Source organism: Acinetobacter sp. G11 (assembly GCF_049808495.1).
Lineage (GTDB): Bacteria > Pseudomonadota > Gammaproteobacteria > Pseudomonadales > Moraxellaceae > Acinetobacter > Acinetobacter kookii.
On record NZ_JBNCAT010000005.1, the window covers coordinates 115,259 to 140,754 of the forward strand.

Annotated in this window: 24 protein-coding genes; 12 read left to right on the forward strand and 12 right to left on the reverse strand. The window is 44.4% G+C overall.

What is annotated here, in order from left to right; genetic code table 11:
* Window positions 1-102 precede the first annotated feature (102 nt).
* Window positions 103-663, forward strand: a complete 561-nt coding sequence (locus tag ACPUEY_RS03815) for a hypothetical protein (protein ID WP_092820149.1) — start codon at window positions 103-105, stop codon at window positions 661-663.
* Between the two features lie 98 nt (window positions 664-761).
* Window positions 762-1,106 (forward strand): protease inhibitor I42 family protein, encoded by a 345-nt coding sequence (locus ACPUEY_RS03820; RefSeq protein WP_425121195.1) that lies wholly within the window; start codon window positions 762-764, stop codon window positions 1,104-1,106.
* Between the two features lie 143 nt (window positions 1,107-1,249).
* On the opposite strand, the gene ACPUEY_RS03825 is transcribed toward ACPUEY_RS03820, so the two are convergent.
* On the reverse strand, window positions 1,250-1,582 hold the full coding sequence (locus ACPUEY_RS03825; RefSeq protein WP_092820147.1) for a HopJ type III effector protein: 333 nt from the start codon (window positions 1,580-1,582) through the stop codon (window positions 1,250-1,252).
* A 153-nt stretch (window positions 1,583-1,735) separates the two neighbouring features.
* Here ACPUEY_RS03825 and crcB point away from each other — a divergent pair, with 153 nt between their 5' ends.
* A complete protein-coding gene (gene crcB, locus ACPUEY_RS03830) occupies window positions 1,736-2,116 on the forward strand; it encodes a fluoride efflux transporter CrcB (protein WP_092820146.1) in 381 nt (126 codons plus the stop codon).
* Window positions 2,117-2,220: 104 nt separating this feature from the next.
* Here crcB and ACPUEY_RS03835 read toward each other — a convergent pair whose 3' ends face one another.
* From ACPUEY_RS03835 to ACPUEY_RS03850, 4 genes are all read right to left on the reverse strand, one after another.
* Entirely contained in the window at window positions 2,221-2,475 is a 255-nt protein-coding gene (locus tag ACPUEY_RS03835) for a type B 50S ribosomal protein L31 (RefSeq protein ID WP_092820145.1), read from the reverse strand.
* Window positions 2,476-2,582: 107 nt separating this feature from the next.
* Window positions 2,583-3,881: an ABC1 kinase family protein gene (locus tag ACPUEY_RS03840; protein ID WP_425121196.1), complete on the reverse strand. Its 1,299-nt coding sequence runs from the start codon at window positions 3,879-3,881 to the stop codon at window positions 2,583-2,585.
* Window positions 3,882-4,105: 224 nt separating this feature from the next.
* Window positions 4,106-5,461, reverse strand: a complete 1,356-nt coding sequence (locus ACPUEY_RS03845; protein WP_425121197.1) for an MATE family efflux transporter — start codon at window positions 5,459-5,461, stop codon at window positions 4,106-4,108.
* 36 nt (window positions 5,462-5,497) lie between these two features.
* Window positions 5,498-5,959 carry a DMT family transporter gene (locus tag ACPUEY_RS03850; protein ID WP_092820142.1) on the reverse strand — a complete coding sequence of 154 codons (462 nt, stop codon included), beginning with the start codon at window positions 5,957-5,959 and terminating at the stop codon, window positions 5,498-5,500.
* Between the two features lie 124 nt (window positions 5,960-6,083).
* Between ACPUEY_RS03850 and hemW the strand changes: the two genes are divergently transcribed.
* Complete coding sequence (gene hemW, locus ACPUEY_RS03855; RefSeq protein WP_425121198.1) at window positions 6,084-7,238, forward strand: radical SAM family heme chaperone HemW; 1,155 nt, start codon at window positions 6,084-6,086, stop codon at window positions 7,236-7,238.
* A gap of 427 nt (window positions 7,239-7,665) precedes the next feature.
* Here the strand turns inward: hemW and ACPUEY_RS03860 are convergent, their stop codons facing one another.
* The 6 genes from ACPUEY_RS03860 to hemF form a co-directional block, all read right to left on the reverse strand.
* Window positions 7,666-8,256, reverse strand: a complete 591-nt coding sequence (locus ACPUEY_RS03860; RefSeq protein WP_425121199.1) for a DUF4142 domain-containing protein — start codon at window positions 8,254-8,256, stop codon at window positions 7,666-7,668.
* 364 nt (window positions 8,257-8,620) lie between these two features.
* Window positions 8,621-9,580 carry a hypothetical protein gene (locus ACPUEY_RS03865; protein ID WP_425121200.1) on the reverse strand — a complete coding sequence of 320 codons (960 nt, stop codon included), beginning with the start codon at window positions 9,578-9,580 and terminating at the stop codon, window positions 8,621-8,623.
* A gap of 125 nt (window positions 9,581-9,705) precedes the next feature.
* Entirely contained in the window at window positions 9,706-11,529 is a 1,824-nt protein-coding gene (locus tag ACPUEY_RS03870) for an acyl-CoA dehydrogenase C-terminal domain-containing protein (protein WP_425121201.1), read from the reverse strand.
* Window positions 11,530-11,921: 392 nt separating this feature from the next.
* On the reverse strand, window positions 11,922-12,710 hold the full coding sequence (aroE, locus tag ACPUEY_RS03875; RefSeq protein ID WP_425121202.1) for a shikimate dehydrogenase: 789 nt from the start codon (window positions 12,708-12,710) through the stop codon (window positions 11,922-11,924).
* A gap of 162 nt (window positions 12,711-12,872) precedes the next feature.
* Complete coding sequence (locus ACPUEY_RS03880) at window positions 12,873-13,079, reverse strand: hypothetical protein (protein WP_092820250.1); 207 nt, start codon at window positions 13,077-13,079, stop codon at window positions 12,873-12,875.
* Between the two features lie 282 nt (window positions 13,080-13,361).
* Window positions 13,362-14,306, reverse strand: coding sequence for an oxygen-dependent coproporphyrinogen oxidase (gene hemF, locus ACPUEY_RS03885; RefSeq protein WP_425121203.1), 945 nt, complete (start codon window positions 14,304-14,306; stop codon window positions 13,362-13,364).
* Window positions 14,307-14,578: 272 nt separating this feature from the next.
* Between hemF and hemN the strand changes: the two genes are divergently transcribed.
* The gene (gene hemN, locus ACPUEY_RS03890) at window positions 14,579-15,943 is read left to right on the forward strand and encodes an oxygen-independent coproporphyrinogen III oxidase (protein ID WP_425121204.1); all 1,365 of its coding nucleotides are present in this window, start codon (window positions 14,579-14,581) and stop codon (window positions 15,941-15,943) included.
* A 134-nt stretch (window positions 15,944-16,077) separates the two neighbouring features.
* Here hemN and ribA read toward each other — a convergent pair whose 3' ends face one another.
* Window positions 16,078-16,680 carry a GTP cyclohydrolase II gene (ribA, locus tag ACPUEY_RS03895; RefSeq protein ID WP_131273054.1) on the reverse strand — a complete coding sequence of 201 codons (603 nt, stop codon included), beginning with the start codon at window positions 16,678-16,680 and terminating at the stop codon, window positions 16,078-16,080.
* A 310-nt stretch (window positions 16,681-16,990) separates the two neighbouring features.
* On the opposite strand from ribA, the gene dxs reads away from it, so the two are divergent.
* The 7 genes from dxs to ACPUEY_RS03930 all read left to right on the forward strand — a co-directional run bounded on the left by dxs (window position 16,991) and on the right by ACPUEY_RS03930 (window position 25,484).
* Window positions 16,991-18,898, forward strand: coding sequence for a 1-deoxy-D-xylulose-5-phosphate synthase (gene dxs, locus ACPUEY_RS03900; RefSeq protein WP_425121205.1), 1,908 nt, complete (start codon window positions 16,991-16,993; stop codon window positions 18,896-18,898).
* A 114-nt stretch (window positions 18,899-19,012) separates the two neighbouring features.
* Complete coding sequence (locus ACPUEY_RS03905) at window positions 19,013-19,843, forward strand: inositol monophosphatase family protein (RefSeq protein ID WP_131273052.1); 831 nt, start codon at window positions 19,013-19,015, stop codon at window positions 19,841-19,843.
* A gap of 541 nt (window positions 19,844-20,384) precedes the next feature.
* Window positions 20,385-22,184, forward strand: coding sequence for a DEAD/DEAH box helicase (locus tag ACPUEY_RS03910; RefSeq protein WP_425121206.1), 1,800 nt, complete (start codon window positions 20,385-20,387; stop codon window positions 22,182-22,184).
* A gap of 389 nt (window positions 22,185-22,573) precedes the next feature.
* Window positions 22,574-23,392 carry an ABC transporter ATP-binding protein gene (locus ACPUEY_RS03915; protein ID WP_092820824.1) on the forward strand — a complete coding sequence of 273 codons (819 nt, stop codon included), beginning with the start codon at window positions 22,574-22,576 and terminating at the stop codon, window positions 23,390-23,392.
* Entirely contained in the window at window positions 23,389-24,168 is a 780-nt protein-coding gene (mlaE, locus tag ACPUEY_RS03920) for a lipid asymmetry maintenance ABC transporter permease subunit MlaE (RefSeq protein ID WP_092820732.1), read from the forward strand. Before ACPUEY_RS03915 ends, mlaE begins: the two co-directional genes overlap by 4 nt.
* Window positions 24,168-24,839 (forward strand): outer membrane lipid asymmetry maintenance protein MlaD, encoded by a 672-nt coding sequence (locus tag ACPUEY_RS03925; RefSeq protein WP_425121207.1) that lies wholly within the window; start codon window positions 24,168-24,170, stop codon window positions 24,837-24,839. The genes mlaE and ACPUEY_RS03925 overlap by 1 nt, the downstream gene beginning before the upstream one ends.
* Window positions 24,840-24,857: 18 nt before the next feature.
* On the forward strand, window positions 24,858-25,484 hold the full coding sequence (locus tag ACPUEY_RS03930) for an MlaC/ttg2D family ABC transporter substrate-binding protein (protein ID WP_092820736.1): 627 nt from the start codon (window positions 24,858-24,860) through the stop codon (window positions 25,482-25,484).
* Window positions 25,485-25,496: the final 12 nt, after the last annotated feature.

The window sequence follows — 25,496 nt, forward strand, 5'->3', positions numbered from 1 at the left end:
AGTGACTGAACATATCTATATTGTTACCAAGTCCATATAGTTATTTAAGGTGACTGAATTAAAATTAATTTAGAAATCAATAAATTTGTTAGGGGCATAAAGATGATCAGGTCAATATTATTCAGTACTTTATTTGCAGCGAGCATGTTGCAAGTGAGTGCCAGTGCCTCAGTTGACTATAATATTGCCAAAGGTCTGGCTCCGGTATCTAAACAACAGTCCATCAGAACGCTGCAAACCTTTAAAGGGGATTTCCGTATTTTAGGCTCGAAAACCTATACCAGTGATGAACAGGCCAAGTTTTCGCCGATTGACTATGCGGTAAGTTGGGGGCTGTTTGCCGAACCTGAAATTGCACGGCATATCTCGGTCAATCAATATGACCGCTATTTAAACTGGAAGATTGACCGCTTACCCGTTCCTGCCGAGCAGGCCATGCAGATGGTGTCGAATATGCACATCATTCCTGCCAACCCTCAAATTGCCAAACAGATTAAACATGTCAAACGCGGTGATTTGGTGCGGCTGAAAGGCGAGCTGGTGGAAATTAAAGACAAAAATCTGGTCTGGACTTCATCTTTAACCCCAACCGATACGGGTGATGGCGCGTGTGAGCTATTTCGTGTCAGTTCAATCGAATGGATTGAACGGGTTAAAGGTTAATTCGTTTCCCTAAGAAGAGAGTTAAGAGTAAGTTAATGAAAGTTTTAGGGTTATGTTTTGCCGCAATAATAGGATTTGGCATAGTGGGGTGTAGTAGCATGAGTCCAACGGTTGATGGTAAAACTCATGTCTATTCCTTAAAGCAGCAATGTCCAGCTTTGCTGGAAATGAGCGTGGGGCAAACCCTGGAATTAACATTGCCCGAGAATCCGACTACAGGATACATCTGGCAAGTGGCCGAGCCGCAGAACATCTTAAAAGTCGAAGAAATTTATCGGCAAGATCAAGGGAAAAGCCAGCCGCCAATGGTGGGTATGGGTGGACAAAAACAGTTTATATTTACTGCACTGCAACCCGGTGAAGAATGGATTCACGTGAAACATGGTCGATCATGGGAACAGAATCCGGTTGATGAGTGGCGTTGTCGGGTCAGAATTTCCTGATTTAATTTTTTTAGATTACTTTTATGAAAAGGGATATTTATTGATTTTCTAAATCCCTCCCGACCTCCCTTTTTCTAAGGGAGGAGTAAAAGGCCCGCTTTATTAAAGCGGGCTTTTTATATTCTAAGACATATATAAATAACTTATTTCGCTGTTAATGCCTGACCATCAAACTGAATGCCATCCCAGCCATTTTGCATAAACTGGCGAATGTTCTGGTGGTCTGTGGCTTCAGGGGTCGCTAATACCGCTGCATAATGTTCAGCAAACAAACTGAGCGTTTGTGCCTGATCTAGACCATTAAGTTGGGCAAAAGAAAATACTTTGGCACTGCCTTGGTTTTCGTTTGCAGCATTGGCCTGTTTGCCGTTTTGAAATGCTGTCGGGGTATGCTGATAACGGGCATCAATATATGCAATCACGTCTGCAAATTTGATTTCACCTGCCTGAAGCTGTGCCAATAAATCCTGAGCCATAATTTCCTCAATTCATAGAAAACAGTTTAAAAACATCGCGACTATAACAATTTTTAGGGCAGCATTTCATTACTATTTCAGTTCATTTGTAGAGTATAGTGGACCCAGAATTTACACAGTCCTGATCTTTGATTTGATAAAAATGGAACGGATATGAATTGGCTACTGGTGGCTTTAGGGGGAGCGGTGGGCGCAAGTTTGCGCTATGGAGCAGGGATATTGCTATTTAAACCCACGAGCGGATTTCCATGGACCACCTGGTGGGTGAATATCTGCGGTTGCCTGTTTGCCGGTATTTTCTTTGCTTATAGCCAGAAATTTCCCGTTTTGCAAAATGAAGCACGCCTGTTTCTGATGGTCGGCATTTTAGGCGGTTTTACCACTTTTTCCAGTTTTGGTCTGGAAACCTTCCAGTTATTAAAACATGGTCAAACCACACTGGCTTTGGGTTATATGATTTCCAGCGTGATGATGGGAATTCTGGTTTTGACGCTCGGTTTTTACCTGTTTCAGTGGCTGCTACACAGCAGATAAATTGAATAGTGAGAATAAATATAAAAAAGAAGCCCAAGCTGGAGGAGAGTGCTTGGGCTTTTCAAGTCTTAAGATTAGCGTTGAAATCTTAAAACAATATGAAGTTAATGTGAGCGTTTGAAACGTGCGAAACGTTTGTTGAAACTTGCCACACGACCTTCATTGCTGGTTTGACGTTGTTCACCGGTATAAAACGGATGAGAGGCGCTAGAAATATCCAGAGTGACATAAGGATAAGTCTGGCCTTCATACTCACGGGTCTGTGTCGGCTTTAAGGTACTGCCAATCACAAAATAAACATCCGCATTGGTGTCGTGGAACAGGACTTGTTGATAGTCTGGGTGAATACCTGGGCGCATACATTTCTCCATCGTATATTTTAAATTTAAAGAAATGTTATAACATAACAATTGTAAGGTCAAATAAAACCCGGTAACGATTGGTTAACCGGGTTTATTATTGGTAATTAGACGCGAGGTGGCACCAGCTCTTCGAATAAATCATTCAGGTTATCATGAACTTTTAAATGGATTAAATTCCAGTAATGTCCGGAAACCGTGCGGTTGACCATCAAGGTATCCGGGGAAGGCTTAAACACATCCCAATATTTTAATGACGGTTTGAGCAGCTCGACACCATCATGATGGGCCGAGTTTTCGGCAAAATCGTAATGGGTGATCAGCGGACGCATCAACACTTCCAGCCACTGGCGATAGAGGTCTTCAGGAAATTTGCCTTGCATGGTGAGGGAGTGCAGGTCATCCAGTTTCTGTTCCATTTCGGCAATATTACCTTCACGGGCGGCATTAATCAGGGCTTTGAAATTGGAAACGATTTCAGTGGACAGGGTTTTAACACCGCCATAATCGTAAATAATCACCGTACCATCTTCACGGAAAGCAAAGTTGCCTGGATGCGGGTCACAGTGGAAACGTTTCAGATAAAAAATTTCCTGACCAATGGCACGGAACAGGCGGCGACCCAGTTCATTACGGATGTCTTGAGACCAGGTACTGGCCGTCTCGATGCTTTCGCCCTGTTCCAGGCTTAAAGTCAGAATATGACGCGAAGAATAGTCTTTATAAACTTGCGGGATAATAATCTTGCTGTCTAAAGTTTCATGGAAGGTACGTGCCACTTCCAGATTCTGCGCTTCAATCTGGTAATTCAGCTCGTTATCCAGACTTTCCTGAATTTCCTTAAATAAGCGGTCCTGCAATTTACGGTCAATTTTCAGTACACCCATCAAACGCAAGGCCAGGCGAACCTGTTTCAGGTCACTTTCACAGGCTTCGTCCACGCCCGGATATTGCACTTTGACCACGACCTGCTGACCGTTCGGCAGGATGGCTTTATGTACCTGCCCAATAGATGCAGCCGCAAAAGGCTGTTCATCGAAATGTTTAAAGATTTGATTGAGCGGTTTGCCCAGTTCTTTTTCAACTTGTGCTTTAATTTCAGCAAAAGGCATCGCTGGGGCCTGGCGCTGTAACTTGCTGATGGCACGCGCCACTTCAGGCGGGAAGATGTCTTTATACTGGGAAGCAATTTGCCCCACTTTCATGACTGCACCTTTCATTTCGCCCAGGGTGTCAGCAATCTGTAAACCTATATCCTGAAAAAGTTTAGTGCGCGCGGCATTTTTTTGTTCTTCATCGGCATTAAAATTTTTAATCGAGTTTGACACGGTTTTAGTTGCAATACTCGCCGTCATACTGGCAAGTTTCATAAAGCGACGACCGGGGGTCCTAGCCGTTTTTGCCATTCGAAATTCCTCAGGATCATCAGAGATGGGTTTTAATGATCATAGGCGTTAAACTGGATATTGCCTACTTTAAATTGTTAAAAAGCGGCATTTTTAAAGTGGAATCATTCAAAACAAGAACATTTTTAAGTGGCTAAATTGCTGAAATTTTTATCATTATTTTTCTATTCACTTTGTATTGATCTCATTCCTTTTCCCATGAAAAGGAATGAGTCTAGACGCGGTTAAGGGGTTCTAAGCCGATGATTGATTCTATATAAACGGCTCAATAACAAGATGCAGGCCACAGTTAAACCGACAATCAGGCCGACCCAGACACCCGCGGCCTGCATGTCGGTAAAGCGCGCCAGATAAACCCCGACCGGAAAGGCAATGACCCAATAGGCAATCATGGTGATCCACATCGGACCTTTGGTGTCCTGCATGCCGCGCAGGCAACCCGCTGCACTGACCTGCCAGGCATCCATCAGCTGATAGGCCATGGCAAACAGCAGCAGAGACAGCGCGACCTGAGTGACCTCATAATCCGAGGTGTAAATAGCCACAATTTCTGGCCGAAAAAACCAGATTAGGGCCATGGTGACGATGGCAAAAACAGTGCCGGTGGCCAAACCTAGATATTGAACTTTATACATCGCCTGCCAGTTTTTCTCCCCATAATACGTACCTACACGAATGGTCAGCGCAATGGCCAGGGACATGGGGATCATAAATAATTGCGAGGTCACGGACATGGCAATCTGGTGTGCGGCCACCAGGGTTTCGCCCAAAGGGCTAAGTACAATCGCAGCCGTGCTGAACAGGCTCACTTCAAAAAAAATGGCCAAGCCAATCGGAAAACCGAGTTTTAAAATGCGCTTGATCCAGTAGGGATTAATTTTTTCAAATGCGGCAAAGGGCTGTGTTTTTTTGTAGGCTGAAGCTTTCAATACATAGCTTGCGAGTGCAATAAACATCAGCCATTGCAAAATCGCCGTGGCAAAACCACAACCTGCCGAACCTAACTCCGGAATCGGTCCCCAGCCATACATGAAAATAAAGTTCAGCGGCACCAGAACAATTAATGCAATCAGGCTAATGGCGGTCACGGGGCGTGGATGCCCCAGCGCTTCCGAATAGCCACGCAGCGCTGCATACATGGTCACGGCAGGCATACCCAGGCCAATGGCATGCAGGAACAGGCTGGCTTTGGGCAGCAAGACTTCTGGCACGCCTAAAACAGGCAATAAAAATGGCATGACTTGTAGAATCAGTGCAGCGATGATACCCAGAAGCAATGCAATCCACAGCGATTGCCGTGCAATGCTGGCAATTTTTTCAGGCGTACGTGCACCGTTGGCTTCTGCGACCAAAGGCGTGGTGGCAATCATGATGCCGCTAAACAGCAGCATGACCGGAATCCACAAGCCGACCCCGACAGCAATCGCGGCAAGGTCCACCGGAGACAGACGTCCGGCCATAATGGTATCAATCAGTCCCAGACCGGCCTGGGAAAATTGAGTGACCAAAATCGGAATCATCAAATGAAAGAGCTGTTTTAATTCATAACGGGTCGTTGTAACCGACGATACATGAGACACAAAAATTACTCATCATGTGCTTAGAATAATGAGGTGTTAGCGTTGTAAAGTGAGAAGCACACCAATAAAAATCACTACGCCACCTAACAGACGTTGCCAGTTAACCGGTGTTTTTTCTGTGCCCAGTAAACCAAAATGATCCAGAACCATTGAAGTGACCAGTTGACCAAAAATAATCAAACCGGACAGGGTCAAAAAACCGAGTCTGGGCGCGGCATAAATACTGAGGCTAATTGCATACACGCCGAGAAATCCGCCCAACCATAAATACCACGGCAGTTGCACAAAGGTAGCAAAACCGGGTTTTTCTGCCGGCTGAAAAAACACCAATATGGCCAGCAGTATTGTACCAACCAGAAAAGATAAAAGGGCAGCTTGTAAAGGCGAATTTAAATATTCTCTCAACTGGCTATTAATGGCCGTTTGGATAGTGAGCGCGATACCAATCCCCAGTGTCAGCGGGATGAACAACAATAACTGAGCAGATATTTTCATCATTCTAACAATTTAATTCTTCAATAGTTTTTCCTAGTGTACTGATATTCCTGGTGAGATTTTATCAGTGTCCTGATGCAGTCATGTTAAAATATGCATCTTCCCTTATCCGTTTCGAGCTTGTTCCTTGGCTGACCTAAATCCTGCACTGGTTCCTTTATCTTTATACATTCATATGCCGTGGTGTGTGCGTAAATGTCCATACTGTGACTTTAACTCGCATGCCGTACCGGATGGAAAACTGTCTTTAGATTTGGAACAGCAATATTTACAGGCTTTGGTCGAAGACTTTAAAACCCAGGTCGAATTTGCCCAGGGCCGTCAGATTCATAGCGTGTTTATTGGCGGAGGCACGCCCTCACTGATTTCTGCCAAGGGTTATGAGTGGTTATTTGCACAGCTTAAAGCACTGATTCCTTTTGAAGATGACTGTGAAATTACCCTGGAAGCCAATCCGGGAACAGTCGAACATGATCCTTTTTCAGGTTATTTAAAAGCAGGGATTAACCGCCTTTCCATAGGTGTGCAGAGTTTTAATACCGATCAGCTGAAAAAATTGGGGCGTATTCACAGTAATGATGATGCGATTCATGCCATTCATTTGGCCCGGGAAGCAGGTTTTGAACGTATCAATGTCGACTTGATGCATGGCTTGCCAGAACAGACCTTGGAACAGGCTTTAAATGATTTAAAACTGGCGGTGGAAAATGGCGCAACCCATATTTCATGGTATCAGCTGACCATTGAACCCAATACCGTATTTTTCCGCACGCAACCGGTTTTACCGGTGGATGATGTGCTGGAAGATATTCAGGAACAGGGTGAAGCCTATTTAAAAGCCAACGGTTTTATCAATTATGAAGTCTCGGCGTGGCGCAAAGAAAAACCGTCGGCACATAATTTAAATTACTGGCAGTTTGGCGATTATCTGGCCATTGGGGCAGGTGCACACGCTAAAGTGACCCGGCCGGATGGCGTGTACCGTTTCCAGAAAACCCGTTTGCCGAAAGATTATTTGGCCAAAGTTCCGGCTGAGCATCTTCAGTTTAAAAAGATTGAAGATGCAGACATGCCGTTTGAATTTATGATGAATGCGCTGCGGTTAAATGAGGGCGTAGCTGCCCAGCTGTATGTTGAACGCACAGGTTTAGACCTGGCGAGTTTGGATGAACTTTTAGCGTCATTACGTTCACGGAAGTTGATGGTGGAAGATCAAAGCCGTTTGTCTTGTACCGAGCAGGGGCATGTGTTTTTAAATTCGGTACTGGAAGAATTTCTTTAATAAACCTTTTTCATAAATCATCTTAGAAACTAAAAGTTGTTCGTAAAGCTGAAATTGAAAATAGATTTTTTAGTCGATATTAGAGTCATGAGTGTGGCATGGATGCCACACGTTTCCCATCACGACAAGGATGTCGTGTATGGGAAACAAAAGGTTTTTGTCTACTTTTGACCTTTCAAAAGTAGAGAGATTGCCTACGAGAAGGTAAGAAAATTAAATCAATCAAATGAGGCCGTGCTGATTTAAAAAGTCTAATATTGAACATTTTTTGACTTATGAAATAGATCTGATATTCAAAAATATTCAAACCTGAATCCGATGGAGTTATTTTTAAAAAAAGTGTGAGACGAAAAAAGAATTTACCAGTCTGGCTTATTGATGCCAGGCTGGTTAAGAAGGTGTGATTCACTCATATATTGATTTTATGCTATTTCATCTTGGCAACGATTTGTTCAGCCATTTGCAAATGCTTGGCCACTGCAGTTTGGGTTTGCGTAAGCATATTTTTTAATTCGGAATTTTTAGCATTGGGTAGCAATTGCTTGTCAATAATCATCAGAACTTTACGATGTACTTTAACCTGGCTCATCATATAGTCTTTATCAACTGCGGATGATTGACTCAGCTTATTCACAATCTTATCGCTGTCATTTTGCAATGAGGTGCTGATATTGCTCCCTTGTGGCGTTAATTTTAGACGAGTTGCCAGGGCCTGGCCTTTTTTCTCATTTGATGAATGTGCATTAATCATCAACTGCGCATACTTGCGGGTTTGATCCATTTTTAGCTTGGGCAAGGTAGTTTTTGACTGCATGATCTCACCGTTATTTGCGGTGCTTACCACCTTGATCACTTGACTGTCCGTTAAACGTTCATGAGCATCATGCGACATTTTAGAATGCTCTTTGCCTTCATTGGTCGATTGATGTTCCATGGCCATACTTTGAGATGCAGCAAAACTCAATGCACTACTCACTGCAATACAGTGAATCATCTTCTTCATGGTAATTGCTTTCATGTCGGCAACCTTTAAAGTTTATGATTTAAAATTTGCCTTACTAAGATAGGTCCATAACCTGAAAAGCAATGTAAAATTTCAGTGGCTTTGTGAGATAAATATATAAAGCGGTGATTGATTTAAGCAAAGACAATGGGCGATTAGTATTAAATCATGGTATTTAGGTGAGAGCTTATTGATTAAACAGGTTCACAAGAGCTTTATCTTTTTACACAACTAACATAAAAAACGATGAGAAAATTTAAAGTTAAATTAAGGTGTATGATTCGAGTCTAACGGGTGAATAGAAGATAAAAGCTCCTCATGATTGGCTTTCACAGGTGACAAAAATACTTATAGATCTTTAACTTGGCTCAATTATGTTTTATGCGTTAATTTTTATCCGGTAAATACGGCCCAAAAATTGGCCGCTATTGCTGATGGTGTAGAGAATATAGAGTTGATGGTTGCGGTTATCTACCGTTAGGCCTTCCGGTTCCCAATAGCGGATAGCCTGACTGGATGAAGCGTCAAAATGTCCGAGTGTCACCTGATCCATTTTTTGGATGAGTTTTCCCGTGAAGTCATACACATAGATTCGTTTAGGGCCTTTATTTTTATTGCCGCTGAGCAGGTAGATATAGGTTCCATCGGTGCTCAGGCCTTGAAATGCACAGCGATCCTGAGTGAAGCCTAAGTCAATCGGCCATTCATCTTCATACAAGAAACAAAGATCGGTTAATTTTTTCTGGCGAATAAGATCGGACTTAAAAATCCGGATGACATTTCTTTTATGGTTATTGCCGCGTACCAGCAGATATTTTCCGTCGGGGGTGAAGGTCGGCATGGTATTGGTGATCTTGCTGTATCTTTTATCGAACACCTGAATGACTTGAGTATTTATAGGTTCTGCATGGGGCACGTATTGAAATTTCAGGATATACCAACCTTTGTTCGGGATGGCTGATCCGGCAGAAGCAAACATAAAGCTAGTTTGTGGATCGACAGAAATCCCCTGATGACCGATAAGCCGTGAAGGTTTTTGCGCGTCCTGTGCCGACCATAAATTCGAGCTGTGAAATTTAAACCGATTAATCACGCCCTGTTCAGGATGGCCTTCGACATGCGTGGTATACAACATATTTTGCCTGTGATCGATGGCTAGACCTTGAATAATATGCTGGTTTCCCAATCCGGTTCTCAGCAGTGTAATGGGTTCGGCAGCATCCCCCAGGCCGGCAAAATGCGGAGAATCCATTTTTTGTTCAAGATGATGGGTATTCAAAGGCACAGTGACACTGTAGGGCTGATAAAAGTGGGTCAGTATTGAAAATAATTTTTTCATCTAACAAGCCCCCGGATGCTTTTTGATTATTGTATGCTTTTGAAAATCCGGTCTGCATTTGAATTATTGTAGCGCATAAAAAAGAGCACCGTAGTGCTCTTTGATTTGGACTTAAACTTTACCGCTTAATAGTCAAAGCTAAAGTGTTCAGGTGCAAGTGAAGTCATGGTCTTGGATGGGTTGACCATTGCTTCGGCATGACCTTGACTGCGTGGAAGCAGGCGTTCGAAGTAGAAATCCGCCGTTTTGATTTTCGCTTTGTAGAACTCAGGTACTTCCTGAGCTTCACCGGAAGCCAGTTTTGCCGAAGCTACAGCGGCTTGCTGCGCCCAGAAGTAAGCCATCATGACATAACCCGAGAACATCAGGAAATCGACGGAAGCAGATGACACGATGTCACGGTCTTTACGTGCCGCAAGCATGATACGAACCGTGAGTGCGTTCCATTGCGCACATAGCTTGGTCAGGTCCCAGGCAAAACGGCGCATGTATTTGTTGCGTGCATGCTGACCGCAGAACTTCAGGATTTCAGCCGTGTAGTCACGAATCACTTTACCTCTAGAGGTTAACAGGACTTTACGGCCAATCAGGTCAAGTGCCTGTACACCGGTGGTGCCTTCGTAAAGGGTCGAGATACGTGAGTCACGTACAATCTGTTCCATGCCCCATTCTTTGATATAACCATGACCGCCGTAGACTTGCATACCATGGTTGGCTGCTTCAAAACCCAATTCAGTCAGGAAACCTTTCAGGATAGGGGTGTAGAAACCCAGGTGGTCATCATGCGCTTCATAGGCTGCAGTATCGCCATGCATTAACGCATCCGCCATTTTGTCGGCAATTTGCGCGGCATAATAAATCATTGCACGACCGCCTTCAGCAATCGCTTTTTGAGTCAATAGCATACGGCGTACGTCAGCATGATGAATGATCGCATCCGCCACTTTTTCTGGATCTTTTTTACCTGAAAGGGCACGCATGGACATACGTTCTTTGGCATAAGGAAGGGCGCCCTGGAATGACAGTTCAGCATGCGCAATACCTTGGATTGCAGTACCGATACGTGCCGTGTTCATGAAGGTGAACATGGCATGCAGGCCCTTGTGCGGCTCGCCAATCAGGTAACCCGTTGCATTGTCAAAGTTTAATACCGCAGTCGCTGAAGCACGGATCCCCATTTTGTGTTCGATTGAACCACAAGTTACAGGGTTGCGCTCACCCACGCTACCGTCTGCATTGACCAAGAATTTTGGCACGATGAATAGCGAAATACCTTTGGTTCCTGCAGGCGCATCTGGAAGGCGTGCGAGAACGATGTGAATGATGTTTTCTGTTAAATCGTGTTCACCGGCAGAGATAAAGATTTTCGTACCCGAAATGGCATACGTGCCATCTGCATTTGGTTCCGCCTTGGTTTTCACCTGGCCCAAGTCTGTACCGCATTGTGGTTCGGTAAGACACATCGTGCCTGACCATTCACCGGTGACCAGGTTTGGCATATAGGTATTTTTCTGTTCTTCAGTACCAAACTGAAGAATCGTGTTCATACAGCCGATACTCAGACCTGGGTACATCTGGAATGACCAGTTCGCAGTACCCATCATTTCTGATTTGATCAGGTTTAAAGATTGCGGCAGGTTTTGACCGCCAAATTCTTCAGGGAAAGAAAGACCTTGCCAGCCGCCTTGCACAAATTGGTCATACGCTTCTTTAAAACCTTTTGGTGTTTTGACTTCACCATTTTCAAAGTGGCAGCCTTCTTCATCACCGGATTGGTTAAGTGGAGAAAGTACGTTTTCACAGAAATCTGCCGCACCTTCAAGAATCATGTCTACAGTGTCAGCATCTGCTGCTTCACCATTTGAGAGAGTTTTATAATGTGTTGGGTAATCAAGCACTTCGTTCATTAAGAAACGAATATCGTGCAAAGGGGCTTTATACGCTGGCATAGTGTTAATCCTAATTTAGAAATAGTATTGGATTATCCGAATCGATAATTTGATTATTCACATTGTTGATTAAAATACATTGATGATGCAGCCTGAGAAAAATGTCAGAAAGGCTAATTTAAAATATTATGATTCAGCTTCAAGTCTAAATAATTATATGCTTTTGTACATTTTTTGGGATATGCGACTTTCGATTATTTATGTAAAAATATAATTAAATAAACATGTTATTGTAATTTTTGACATAAAGGCAACGGATTTCCTCTTTTTCTTAGAAGGAAGATGGTTAAATCAGGACAGATGTCATAAAATCCAATGGTGAGCCCTTTATACCGACAAAAATTGAAAAGAAGCAGTGATTTACTTCTTTTCAATTATTTGATTCCTACCATTTAAAGAAAATCTTTGAGTTCAGGCTTGACCCCGTTCCAGATCGAAAAAGATTCGATTGCCTGTCCCACCAGCATGCCATAACCTTCGGAAGTCGGAACACCGCGGGCTTTGGCCTGATCTAAAAAGCTGGACGGCTTGCCATAGGCCATTTCATAGGCATGCTTAAACTGTAAAGCTTCAGGTAAAACCAGGGCATCGCCGGTCAAGCTTGCCGAAGTTGCATTAATGACAATGTCGAAGTTGCCTGCCAGATCATTTAATGAAATGGCTTCAAGGGTGGCTTGCGGCACAGCGGGTTTCAAATCGGCCACCAGTTGTTCTGCACGGGCTAAAGTCCGGTTGGCGATGACGATCTTTTTCGCACCTGCCTTTACCAGGGGATAGACGACCCCACGGGTTGCACCGCCCGCACCAATAATCAACAGCTCAGTATCTTCCAGTTTCCAGTCTAGGGCCTTGATGGCATTGACCAGACCCTGGCCATCGGTATTGTCGCCATGCAGCTTGCCATCCTGCATCCAGAGGGTGTTGACTGCCTTGGCAATTTTGGCACGTTCGGTTAATACCGCACAGGCTGCAAAAGCCTGCTCTTTGAAGGGCACCGTCACGTTCATGCCCATACCGCCCTGAGCAAAGAACGCCTGGATATTGGCTTCAAAACCATCCAGTGGAGCAAGGCGTTTGCTATAGACGAGATCAATACCGGTTTTTTCTGCAAAGGCATGATGCAGTTCTGGAGAGCGTGATTGTTCGATTGGATTGCCAACCACTGCGAATTGTTTGCTCATTTCACAAGGTCCGTGTGCGGAAATGGCATTCAATATACGTGATTTTGTCCCCTGGCTAAAGCCAGCACCACGGGGAAAGTTAAAAAAGAGCAGCAGAAGCTGGAATCGTTTGGACCCGGCTTTTTCAAATCTAACTGGAAGAAGAGAGCCGTTTATCTAGCATCAAGGATTACAGATGTCGTGGACCTGGTCTTCAAGCCACATGGCTGCAGTAAAAAATAAAGCCAGACCTGCAAATACGGTAAAGCTGATTGACAGGCTGTCCGCAAGGGTATTGTGTGAAAGCAGGGTAATTGTGATTGAACAGATGATCATGGTTACAATCGACCAAAATAAAATCACCTTATGATTTAAGATTGTGTTGAGCATCATTTTCTCCCTCCAGCATGCTTTTTTGTATTTATCCATGCTGATTAAATCTGTATAGGTCATGAATGTAGTCAATCAGTCTAAACGATTTTTGTGACACACTCGTGTCTAGTGCTGTAAGGAAATATGTCCGTTTTCTTGTATTAATGCACTGGTTAAATATTTTGATTATTTTAATATATTGATTTTAATTATTTAAATGTTGAAGTGGTGATTTGATTTTAAAATGTATTTCAGTGGAAAAATCCCTTTTTCTGCGCTGAAAAAGGGATGAAAACTTTTTTATTTTTTAAGTTCAGTCAACCAGTCATGCGGTTTGAGATAATAGTCGGTCAGGCGTTTTTCAGGCGAATTTTCCTCCCACTCGGGACGATACGACCAGGCGGCCAATGGCGGCATACTGACTAGAATCGATTCAATCCGGCCGCCGGTTTGCAGACCGAATAAAGTGCCACGGTCATAGACCAGGTTATATTCTACATAGCGGCCACGACGGTAAAGCTGGAAGTCACGCTGGGCTTCGCTATAAGGTTTATCCTGGTTGCGTTGAAAGACCGGAACAATCGCTTGCAGATAACCATTGCCGACCGCCTGCATATACTGAAAGCAGGTTTCAAAATCCCACTGGTTCAAATCATCAAAAAATAAGCCGCCAATCCCGCGCTGTTCATCACGATGCTTTAAATAGAAATAATCATCACACCATTTTTTATGTTCGGCATACACCGTATCACCAAATGGTGTACATAGCTCATGGGCTTTTTGATGCCACGCCAAAACATCTTCATCATTGGGATAAAATGGCGTCAGGTCGAAACCGCCACCAAACCACCATACCGGATCCTGGCCTTCTTTTTCGGCCACGAATAGGCGTACGTTGGCATGTGAAGTCGGCACATTGGGGTTTTTGGGATGAATCACTAAAGACACGCCCATGGCCTGGGCTTTGGCACCGGCAATTTGTGGATGGCGTTCTGTGGCAGAAGCGGGAAGTCTGGAAATGTTGATGTGCGAGAACATGACCCCGCCTTTTTCAATCACACTGCCGTTTTGCAACACACGTGAACGGCCGCCACCGCCTTCAGGGCGCTGCCAGTCATCAATTTCAAATTGAGCTGTGCCGCCACCTTGTTGTTCTTGTTGTTCAAGTGCCGAGCAAATACGGCTTTGCAAGTCAAGCAGGAATTCGCGAACGCGTTGAATATCGGCAGATGTAGGATGCTGCATCAAAGCCCTCATAGCGGAAAAGAAAACTGAGATACATCAAAGCATAAATTGTATAAAAGAGTAAGGACTTTTATGCAGCACGCTTTTTATTGAAACAGATACCCTCTATTTTATGCAGACTTTGATGCAAAGTGGTCGCTGAAAAATATTCCGACGAGATCGCTAGGTTGAATTCTATGACCAAGCCCAGCAAAATGAGTTGAATATGTATGCAAAATATAGGTTCGGTTATAGGTATAACCGGCTGTTGCAGTAGAGAATGGATAGCAGCGATGACGCGTTCTTTAATTCAAAAATATAATGTGCCGGGACCCCGTTATACCAGTTATCCAACGGTGCCGTACTGGGAAACCGAGCCATTTTCACTTGAGCTGTGGAAACAGAGCTTAAAGCGTTCCTTTGATGAGTCCAACTCAAGTGAAGGCATCAGTCTGTATATCCATCTGCCTTTCTGTGAAAGCCTGTGTACCTTCTGTGGCTGCCATAAACGGGTCACGAAAAAGCATGAGATGGAACAGCCTTATATTCAGGCCGTGCTCAAGGAGTGGGACTTGTATTGCCAGTTGCTGGCAACAACGCCAAAAATTAAAGAAATTCATTTGGGCGGCGGCACACCGACCTTCTTTTCGGTTGAGCATTTACAACAGTTAATTCAGGGCATTCTGGCAAAGGCAGAGGTGGCTGCCGAGCATGAATTCAGCTTTGAAGGGCATCCCAACAATACCACTCGTGAACATCTGCAAGCCTTGTATGATCTGGGTTTTCGTCGGGTCAGCTATGGTGTGCAGGACTACAATGAAATGGTACAAAAAGCCATTCACCGGATTCAGCCTTTTGAACATGTACAGCGTGTCACGGAGTGGGCACGTGAAATCGGTTATACCTCCATTTCCCATGATCTGGTTTTTGGCTTGCCTTTTCAAAACCTGGAAGATGTGCTGAATACCATTGATCAAACCAAGAGTTTAATGCCAGACCGTTTGGCATTTTATAGCTACGCTCATGTGCCGTGGATTAAGGGCAATGGCCAGCGTGGTTTTAAAGATGCCGATGTACCGAAAGATGAATTGAAACGCCAGTGCTATGAAGAAGGCAAAAAACAACTGCTGGCGCATGGTTATCATGAAATTGGTATGGATCATTTTGCGCTAGAAAAAGACGGCATGTACCAGTCCTTTAAACAGGGGACTTTACATCGCAACTTTATGGGCTATACCGCATCCAAAACCCAAGTGATGATTGGCCTGGGAATTTCTTCCATTAGCGACAGCTGGTACAGCTTTGCGCAAAATGAAAAGAAACTGGAAGATTATTATGCACGTCTGGAGCAAGATGAAATTCCGGTGGTCAAAGGCCATGTGCTGAGTGCAGAAGATTTGATTATCCGCAAGCATATCTTGAACTTGATGTGTACCTTCAACACTTCCTGGCAATCTGAAGCGATGCAATTTCCTGAACTGCCCGAGGTTTTGCTGCAACTTGCAGAAATGCAGCAGGATCAGCTATTACAGATTGATGAGCAGGGCATTACCGTGACTGAACAGGGCAAACCTTTTGTACGTAATATCTGTATGGCTTTTGATTTGCGTTTAAAACGCCGTGTTCCGGAGAACCGGATTTTTTCGATGACGATTTAATTTGAATCCACCCTTGCGGAGCTATGCTCCTCATCCTTTATGAAAGGAGAGAGACTTTATTCACTTAAATAATTTAAGTGAATAAAGTCTCCCTTTGAAAAAGGGAGGTTTGGAGGGATTTATAAAAAAGGCGATTAAAAATCGCCTTTCTTATACATATGTGCCATGCGTTCATGCTTGGTTTTTAGATATTCTGCATTAAAAGGATTCAAACCGACAGTGAGCGGCACACGGTCAACCACATCAATGCCCAGTTCTTGTAGCGCCTGAATCTTGGAAGGATTATTGGTAATCAGTTTTACCTGCTTGACCTGTAAATGGTCGAGCATGATGGTACACATATCATAGCGTCGTGCATCCGCCGGCAAGTTCAGCATCAAGTTGGCATCCACCGTATCGTGTCCCTGGTCTTGCAGGGCATAGGCACGAATCTTGTTGGTCAGTCCAATACCGCGACCTTCCTGACGTAAATACAGAATCACGCCTTGACCGACTTCATTGATCAGTTTCTGGGTGGCTTGCAGTTGCGGGCCGCAATCGCATTTCAGTGAAGCAAAGGCATCACCGGTCAAACACTCAGAATGAATCCTGACCAATACCGGCTCAGTGGGCGGGGTATCCAGACCTTTAGACAGTGCTACATGTTCTTCGCCCGTTTTAGGGTCTTGAAATACCGTGATTTTAAATTCACCAAAAGCGGTTGGTAATCTTGAAGTCGCGACAAATTCTATGGGCACTGCTTAACTCGTTAAATAGTTCATTAATTAGCTAAAGTATAGCGGAATGATTGGACATTAGTTGAATTGTAAAGATGAATTTATGCAGAAGATTTTCTTTTTTGTATAAAGCGAACGATAATGGTTGATAAATAGTAAGATTATTCAGGATAATCTCGCTCATGAACAAACACCCAGTGTAGAGATTTGCCTCTAAACTGCATCGCTAGAAATGTGGCTGATTTAAAGGTGATACAATTCGATCATTATGCTCGAATAAACCCATTGACCTAGCTTAGGATTTGCCAGGCTTTAGAAGGCTTCGCCATTTATGTTGTATACAGAAATACCGACTCACCGCCCTGTAACTCCGTTGCTGGATGCGATTGATCATCCTCAACAATTACGATTGCTCGAGCGTAGCCAACTAGAACAAGTGGCGGATGAGTTACGTCAGTACATTTTGTATGCAGCAGGACAAAGCGGTGGGCATTTTGGTGCCAATCTGGGGGTGATCGAACTCACAGTGGCTTTGCACTATTGTTTTAATACCCCGCATGACCGCCTGATCTGGGATGTGGGGCATCAGGCCTATCCGCATAAAGCCTTGACCGGTCGCCGTGAACAGTTGACTACCATTCGTGCCAAAGACGGTTTGGCTGCCTTTCCTGCACGTGAAGAATCGATATTCGATACCTTTGGGGTGGGGCATTCTTCAACAGCCATTTCTGCTGGGCTGGGCATGGCACTGGCGCGCCGTTATCAGAACGATCCGTGTGAAGTGGTGTCCATTATTGGTGATGGTGCCATGACCGCCGGTATGGCCTTTGAAGCCATGAATGATGCCGTTGCACATGATGCGGATTTGATTGTGGTGCTGAATGACAACGACATGTCGATTTCATGCAGTACCGGTGGTTTTGCCAAACATTTGGCTGCCATATGGGAACGGGGCCAGTCGGTCAATGTTTCGGATGAAGGTGAAGCCTATGTGCAGCCTCATCCAGCATGGACCTATAACTCACGTTTGCACAGTGCTGCAACAGATGCTGCAGACAACCTGTTTAAGGCTATCGGTTTTGACTATTTTGGTCCATTTGACGGTCATGATGTCAATCAGCTGGTGCAAGTGTTTAATGCCCTGAAAAAACGTAAAGGTCCGCGTTTAATTCATGTCTATACCACAAAAGGTAAAGGTTTTGCGCCTGCGGAAGCCGATCAGATTAAATACCATGCCATCAGCAAATTAAATGCTGCATCTTCAAGCATTGCAGCACCGAAATATTCCGATGTGTTTGGACAATGGCTCTGTGATGAAGCTGCTCAAGATCAGCGTTTGCTGGCCATTACGCCGGCTATGTGTGAAGGTTCAGGCATGGTGCAGTTTGCCAAACAGTTCCCGGAACGCTTTTTTGATGTGGCGATTGCCGAACAGCATGCCGTAACACTGGCAGCAGGGATGGCCTGCGAAGGTTTAAAACCGGTCGTGGCGATTTATTCGACTTTCCTGCAACGTGGTTATGACCAGCTGATTCATGACGTAGCTTTGCAAAATCTGGATGTTACTTTTGGCATCGACCGTGCCGGGCTGGTGGGTGAAGATGGCCCGACCCATGCCGGGGCTTATGACTATGCCTTTATGCGTACTGTCCCGAATATAGTGATCATGGCACCTAAAGACGAAAATGAATGTCGTCAGATGCTGCATACTGCTTATTTATACAATGGTCCCGCAGCGGTGCGTTACCCGCGTGGCAATGGGGTAGGCGTGGAAATTCAGCAACAAATGACGGCTTTGGAGATTGGCAAAGCAGAAATTGTGGCCAGTTTTAATGAATCTCAAGAAGACCAGATCAGCATTCTGGCATTCGGTAGCCGTGTCAGTGTGGCGGTAGAAGCAGCACAAACGCTCGCTGCTAGCCATGAGGTGGGGGTGCGTGTGGTGAATATGCGCTTTGTTAAACCCTTGGACGAGCAGATCATTGAACAGCTGGCTGCGACAACCAGTTTATTTGTCACGGTTGAGGAACATGCCGTGATGGCAGGTGCAGGCAGTGCGGTAAACGAATACCTTGCTCAGGCACAAATTGTTAAGCCAATCTTGAATTTAGGGCTGGCCGACATCTTTATGCATCAGGCTTCGCATGCACAGATGCTGCAACAGGCCGGACTGGATGCCAAGGGCATTGAAAAATCAATTGAATTTGCCTGGTCAAAACTTGTGCAGTCGGTGTCCTGATTGGCTTAAAAATTTTAGAAACATTTTTTCCCTAAAAGCCCTCGTATTTGCTAAAATGTGAGGGCTTTTATGCATTATTCTTTATCAATATCTTCAAATTGTAGTGGGTGTTCAATGGAACCTATGGTGGTGATGGCTGCGCGTGCGGCTCAATTAGTTGGTCAAGAGCTTTTAAAAGCGCATCAAAATCGTCATAAACTCGATCTACAAGTCGAAGAAAAAGGGATTGATGGTCCGGTAACGCGTGTAGACCGTTATTTGGAACAGTTGACTATCGATACGCTACGTAAAAGCTATAAAAACCACAGCTTCCTTGGTGAAGAGTTTGGTCTGCAAGAAGGTAAAGGTCACGACGCCGACTGGTGTTGGGTGATCGATCCGCTGGATGGGACTTTAAACTTCATTAACGGTTTCCCGCATTTCTGTATTTCTATTGCTGTTCAGCACAAAGGTGTGACTCAACACGGTGTCATTTATGATCCTGTGAAAGACGAGTTATTCTCTGCCAGTCGTGGTCGTGGTGCAATGTTGAATCAACGCCGTATTCGCGTAAATGTTAAAGACAGCCTGCAAAATACTTTTCTTGCCGTAGGTCATGCTTACCGTGCTAAACGTAACGGTGAAGTGATTTCTTATGCAAAAAACCATTTCGATTCATTATTAAACGTAACTGAAGCGGGTGCACAATACCGTCGTGCAGGTTCTGCTGCATTAGACTTGGCATATGTAGCTGCAGGCCGTTTGGATGGTTATTTTGAACTTGGTTTGAAACCTTGGGATATCGCTGCAGGCGAGTTAATCGTGAAAGAAGCAGGTGGTACTGTAGTGGATGCACGTGGTGGTGCCGATTCTATGGAAAATGGTCAAGTACTTGCTTGCTCTATGAAAATGCTGAAACCTTTAATGCAAGCTGTTGTTCCAGCTTGGGGTGACGCAGCGAAGTAAGATCGATTGAATCGAGTGACATGACAAAAGAGCTCTCCTTGTGAGGGCTTTTTTTATTTTTGAATTAAATTCCTGATGGCATGAAAATACCGGATAGCATCCATTTGCCCGTATGTTTACCCATATAAAGGGTTACAATATTGATTGTTTAAAAATTAAACAAAATTGAGTTGTAAAATAGACTGTTACTGAAAAAAACAGTATGTATGCATAATTTGATCGAAAAAAATGATTACTTTTTTAAATGGTTCTGTTATTATGCCGCCACGCACTTAAATTTCCGTTCTTTACCTGAACATTATCTTCTAATCATTGTATGCGCGTCCTGTCCATAGAGAGGACATATCCTTCGCGCCCCAATCGCTTAAGCGATTCCTTCAGGTTTGCGGCCGTAATCATGCGTGCGTTATATCCACATCGTCGTTATTCGGATCGCTGCTGAATTCTTATATTTTTCAGCTCTAATTGCTGTGCCGCTTTTTGCCGATGTCCATATTGTAATTTATTAAATGGAGCACCCATTTTCGGGTGAATACTCTCTATGAGCAAAACTTTTGCTGATTTTTCCCTTGATGAGTCGTTAACACAGGCTCTAGAAGGCTTAGGCCTCACTACGCCAACTCCTGTACAAGAACAAGCGATTCCTGCTGCACTTGAAGGTAAAGATCTTTTAGTATCAAGCCAAACCGGTTCTGGTAAAACAGCTGCATTCCTGCTTCCGACTTTGAACGCGCTTGCAAATCAAGACACTTTCGTACCGTTTAAAGAACGTATGAAAGCAATTACTCAACCGTCAATTTTGGTGATTTCACCGACGCGTGAGCTTGCACAACAAGTATGTCAGGATGCGATTGCATTCGTTCGTCATATGAAAGGCGTTCGTGTGGCTGCGATCATGGGTGGTATGCCTTTTGGTAAACAGATCCAGCAGTTAAAAGGCGCGCAGGTTGTGGTAGCAACTCCAGGTCGTTTGCTTGACCTGGTTAACCGTCGTCAAATTAAACTGGATAAAGTGGATTCATTAATTGTCGATGAAGCTGACCGTATGCTTGACCTCGGTTTCTCTGAAGACCTGGAAGCCATCAGTGATTTAGCGGTTAACCGTACACAAACCTTAATGTTCTCTGCAACATTTGCACCACGTATCATTAATCTTGCTGAACGCATGATGAATGATCCTGAACGTATTGCAATTGAAACAGGTCATTCAACCAATACTGACATCACTCAGACCTTACATTGGACTGATGGTTTCGAGCATAAGAAAAAATTGCTTACCCACTGGTTAAATGAAGAAGATCTGGATCAGGCGGTAGTATTTGCTTCTACTCAAGAAGATACCGACATGCTGGCTGAAGAACTTTCAGAAGCGGGTCTATCTGTTGTAGCACTTCACGGTGCGATGCCACAAACCGTACGTAACCGTCGTTTACGCAGTATTCGTGAAGGCCGTGCAAAAATCCTGGTTGCGACTGACGTTGCAGCACGTGGTCTGGACGTACCAACCATTTCGCACGTAATTAACTTCGGCCTTCCAATGAAGAATGAAGATTATGTACACCGTATTGGTCGTACCGGTCGTGCGGGTCGTACTGGTAAAGCCATTACTTTGGCAACTTACCGTGAACGTGGCAAAATCCGTGCTTTGGAAGATTATTTGGAAACGCGTTTAAACGTTTCTGAAATTGAAGGCCTTGAGCCATCTCCACCTCCTGCACGTGGTAGCCGTGATGGTGGTCGTGGTCGTCGTGACGGCGGTCGTGGTGGCCGTGGCGGTTTCGGTGGCGGTCGTCGTTTTGAAGGTGAAAGCAACTTCAAACGTCGTGAAGGCGGTGAAGACCGTCCACGTCGCAGCTATGATGACAAACCACGTGGTGAGCGTTCTGCGTTCGGTGGTGAAGACCGTCCACGTCGCGAATTTAACAGCGACCGTCCGCGTCGTGAATTCAACAGCGACCGTCCGCAACGTTCTTTCGAAGATCGTCCACGTCGTGAATTCAACAGCGACCGTCCACGTCGCGAAGGCGGTTTTGAAGATCGTCCACGTCGTGACTTCGGTGATCGTCCACAACGTAGCTTTGGCGGTGAAGATCGTCCACGTCGTGACTTCGGTGATCGTCCGCAACGCAGCTTTGGTGACAAACCGCGTTCTAACGATGACAACCGTGGCAACCGCGTAGACTATAAACCAGCGCGTGAAGGGGGTGACCGTCCACGTCGCGAATTCAATGGCGACCGTCCTAAGCGTGATTTTGGTGACCGTCCACAACGCAACTTTGGTGAAGATCGTCCTAAGCGCAGTTTTGGTGAAGATCGCCCACGTCGCAAATTTAACGACTAATAACGTTAGATTTGGGTAGTAAAAAACCGGTGGAAACACCGGTTTTTTTATGGGATTAATCTTTGACCTTGTCGAATAAAAATGTATACTGGATCATAGTTTGTTTTAATTCTGTTAAATATGAATAATGAATCTAATGACTATGTTGGGAATTTTAATCAAGAGGTGATTATGCCTTATATTGGTTTAATTTTATTACTCAGTAACATCGCATACTATATCTATAATTCTTTTCTGTAACCCGGTCTCTTGCTGGTTCAAATAACTGACGACAATTAAAAAAAATTAAAAATTATGGTAAATCGGTTGCTTTTTATCTAAAGGTAACATTTTAAACCCGAATCCTTTATAGTATGCATGCTGAAAAAAATGCAGGAAAACCCTCAGCTATGAATAATCAAATGCCTCAACAAGCTCAATCTTGGATTGAAGTCAATGATTTGAGCTTTAAACGAGGGAAACGTGTCATTTTCGATAATGTCAGTTTAAAGATTCGGCGTGGTCAGATTACCGCGATTATGGGACCTTCAGGTACAGGGAAAACCACTTTGCTGCGTTTGATTGGTGGTCAATTGACACCAGAGCACGGTGAAATTCTATTGGACGGCAAAAGTATTGCACATATGTCGCGTCAGGAATTATTTACTGCGCGTGCACGTATGGGCATGCTTTTTCAAAGTGGTGCCTTGTTTACCGATATGAGCGTCTATGAAAATGTGGCTTTTCCGTTACGTGCGCATACCCAGCTTCCTGAACATCTTATTGCAGAGCTGGTGGCACTCAAACTGGAATCGGTAGGCTTACGCGGTACCGAAAAGCTCATGCCTGCAGAACTCTCAGGCGGGATGAACCGTCGTGTGGCCCTGGCACGTGCAATTGCGCTCGATCCGGAACTGATCATGTATGATGAGCCTTTTGCCGGCCAAGACCCGATTGTAAAAGGCGTACTTACGCGTTTAATTCGTACCTTGCGTGAAGCTCTGGATTTAACCACGATTATTGTGTCGCATGATGTGGGGGAAACCTTATCAATTGCCGACTACATCTATATTATTGCTGAAGGCGTGATTCAGGGTGAGGGGACGCCTGCTGAATTAAAGCAGCATGAATCGGCATTTGTGCGTCAGTTCTTAACCGGTGCTGCTGAAGGTCCTGTCGATTATCAATTTAGCCATAAGGCTTATTTAAGTGATGAGGTGCATTCATGAATGCTATTGCCTCATTAGGTAAACGCGTCATTGAACGTGTTCAGGGGATTGGCGTGGCAACCCAGATGTTGCTGCAAATCCTATTTTCCATGCCGACCTGGCTTGGGGTCAAACTGTTTATTTACCAAATGTACCGGGTAGGCGTGATGTCTTTACTGATTATTGCCGTATCGGGTTTATTTATTGGTTTGGTGCTGGGCTTACAGGGCTATTCCATTTTGGTCAATATTGGCTCGGAAGCCATGCTGGGCACCATGGTATCTCTAACATTATTAAGAGAGCTGGCTCCTGTGGTGGCGGCATTGCTGTTTGCAGGACGTGCCGGTTCGGCTTTAACGGCTGAAATTGGCCTGATGAAAGCCACAGAACAACTGGCCAGTATGGAAATGATTGGGGTCGATCCACTCAAACGGATTGTTTCACCGCGTTTATGGGCCGGAATTGTCAGTCTGCCGATGTTATCGATTATTTTTGGTGCCATTGGCATCATGGGCGGTAAAATGGTCGGCGTCGATTTTTTAGGGGTAGATGAAGGTTCTTTCTGGAGTGGCATGCAAAATAGCGTGCAGTTCTATAAAGATATTTTCAACGGGACCATTATTAAAAGCCTGGTTTTTGCATTGCTTTGTACCTGGATTGCGGTCTATCAGGGCTATGCCTGTGTACCAACGTCAGAAGGAATTGCAACATCGACTACCCGAACAGTGGTGTATTCCTCATTGTGTGTTTTAGGTTCTGATTTTGTGTTGACTGCGGTCATGTTTGGAGGTGTTTAATGAAATCACGTGCAAGTGAGCTGGCCGTAGGTATTTTTGTCATTCTGACCGGTATTGCGTTATTTTTCCTGGCCATGAAAGTCAGTGGCCTTATGGGAACTAACCTGCGTGACAGCTATAGCATGACGGCAAGTTTTGACAACGTCAACGGCCTGAAACCGCGTGCCAAAGTGACCATGAGTGGTGTCACCATTGGCCGCGTTACCGATATTACCCTTGATCCGGTGTCGCGTTTGGCAACGGTGCATTTTGACCTGGACGGCAAGTTGACTTCTTTTAACAAAGAACAGCTGAAAAAGGTTCAAGCCAATGCTTTGGAAGAATTGCGCTATAGCACAGAATATAGCGAAGCGGCTCCTTTGAAACAAAAAGAAATGGAAAAGCAACTTGTTGATAACATGAACTCCATCACCAGTATTGATGAAGATGCTTACATTATGGTTGCCACCAATGGTTTATTGGGCGAGAAATATTTGAAAGTGGTACCAGGTGGTGGCCTGAACTATATCAAACGTGGTGAAAGCATTGCCAATACCCAAGGCACCATGGATCTTGAAGATTTGATCAGCAAGTTCATTACTGGCGGTGCGGGCAAGTCATCAGCGAAAGCGGCGGAAGAAAATACATCAACTGAATCAACAGAAGATGCGCAAACTTCATTTGTTGAGTAATTTTGAGAGGAGAATTTAATGAATACTTTACTTAAACATACACTTGGCATAAGTGTTTTATCAACAATGATGGCGAGTACTGCTTTTGCACAACCGGCTGAAACACCACCGGCGTTTGTTAAAAAAGTGGCGGATGGCCTGATTAGCCGTTTAAAAGCGGATCAGGGAAAATTGCAAAACAATCCTGCTGCCGTGAAAGCGATTGTGCGTCAAAACCTTGACCCTTATATTGATTCACAAGCCTTTACCCGTCTGGTGATGGGAACTTATGCCACCAATCAGTACAGTACGGCTGCTCAGCGTGCCAAGTTTGAACACAATTTCCGTGAAACTTTAATCGAAAATTACGGTACAGCTTTTGCTAAATATACCAACCAGACGTATAGCCTGCGTCCATATAAAGAAACCAATAGCAAAAATCCTGTAGTCACGATTGATTTCAACAACAAAGGCGAAAAAACGCCAGTATCTTTCCAGTTGGTGGATAAAGGCAATCAATGGAAAGTACGTAATATCAATGTGGCTGGTATTGATTTAGGTTTACAGTTCCGCAATCAGTTTGCTGCAACGGTAAAACGTAATGGTGGCAATATCGATAAAGCCATTGCGAACTTCGAACCAGATGCATCTGTAGATAAAAAATAACTAAGAAGGGTG

Excerpts from the sequence above, each read along its gene's own strand:
- ACPUEY_RS03815 (WP_092820149.1), top strand. The coding sequence starts at position 103 with ATGATCAGGTCAATATTATTCAGTACTTTATTTGCAGCGAGCATGTTG.
- ACPUEY_RS03820 (WP_425121195.1), top strand. The coding sequence starts at position 762 with ATGAGTCCAACGGTTGATGGTAAAACTCATGTCTATTCCTTAAAGCAG.
- ACPUEY_RS03825 (WP_092820147.1), bottom strand. The coding sequence starts at position 1,582 with ATGGCTCAGGATTTATTGGCACAGCTTCAGGCAGGTGAAATCAAATTT.
- crcB (WP_092820146.1), top strand. The coding sequence starts at position 1,736 with ATGAATTGGCTACTGGTGGCTTTAGGGGGAGCGGTGGGCGCAAGTTTG.
- ACPUEY_RS03835 (WP_092820145.1), bottom strand. The coding sequence starts at position 2,475 with ATGCGCCCAGGTATTCACCCAGACTATCAACAAGTCCTGTTCCACGAC.
- ACPUEY_RS03840 (WP_425121196.1), bottom strand. The coding sequence starts at position 3,881 with ATGGCAAAAACGGCTAGGACCCCCGGTCGTCGCTTTATGAAACTTGCC.
- ACPUEY_RS03850 (WP_092820142.1), bottom strand. The coding sequence starts at position 5,959 with ATGATGAAAATATCTGCTCAGTTATTGTTGTTCATCCCGCTGACACTG.
- ACPUEY_RS03860 (WP_425121199.1), bottom strand. The coding sequence starts at position 8,256 with ATGAAAGCAATTACCATGAAGAAGATGATTCACTGTATTGCAGTGAGT.
- ACPUEY_RS03865 (WP_425121200.1), bottom strand. The coding sequence starts at position 9,580 with ATGAAAAAATTATTTTCAATACTGACCCACTTTTATCAGCCCTACAGT.
- ACPUEY_RS03870 (WP_425121201.1), bottom strand. The coding sequence starts at position 11,529 with ATGCCAGCGTATAAAGCCCCTTTGCACGATATTCGTTTCTTAATGAAC.
- aroE (WP_425121202.1), bottom strand. The coding sequence starts at position 12,710 with ATGAGCAAACAATTCGCAGTGGTTGGCAATCCAATCGAACAATCACGC.
- ACPUEY_RS03880 (WP_092820250.1), bottom strand. The coding sequence starts at position 13,079 with ATGCTCAACACAATCTTAAATCATAAGGTGATTTTATTTTGGTCGATT.
- hemF (WP_425121203.1), bottom strand. The coding sequence starts at position 14,306 with ATGCAGCATCCTACATCTGCCGATATTCAACGCGTTCGCGAATTCCTG.
- hemN (WP_425121204.1), top strand. The coding sequence starts at position 14,579 with ATGACGCGTTCTTTAATTCAAAAATATAATGTGCCGGGACCCCGTTAT.
- dxs (WP_425121205.1), top strand. The coding sequence starts at position 16,991 with ATGTTGTATACAGAAATACCGACTCACCGCCCTGTAACTCCGTTGCTG.
- ACPUEY_RS03905 (WP_131273052.1), top strand. The coding sequence starts at position 19,013 with ATGGAACCTATGGTGGTGATGGCTGCGCGTGCGGCTCAATTAGTTGGT.
- ACPUEY_RS03910 (WP_425121206.1), top strand. The coding sequence starts at position 20,385 with ATGAGCAAAACTTTTGCTGATTTTTCCCTTGATGAGTCGTTAACACAG.
- ACPUEY_RS03915 (WP_092820824.1), top strand. The coding sequence starts at position 22,574 with ATGAATAATCAAATGCCTCAACAAGCTCAATCTTGGATTGAAGTCAAT.
- mlaE (WP_092820732.1), top strand. The coding sequence starts at position 23,389 with ATGAATGCTATTGCCTCATTAGGTAAACGCGTCATTGAACGTGTTCAG.
- ACPUEY_RS03925 (WP_425121207.1), top strand. The coding sequence starts at position 24,168 with ATGAAATCACGTGCAAGTGAGCTGGCCGTAGGTATTTTTGTCATTCTG.
- ACPUEY_RS03930 (WP_092820736.1), top strand. The coding sequence starts at position 24,858 with ATGAATACTTTACTTAAACATACACTTGGCATAAGTGTTTTATCAACA.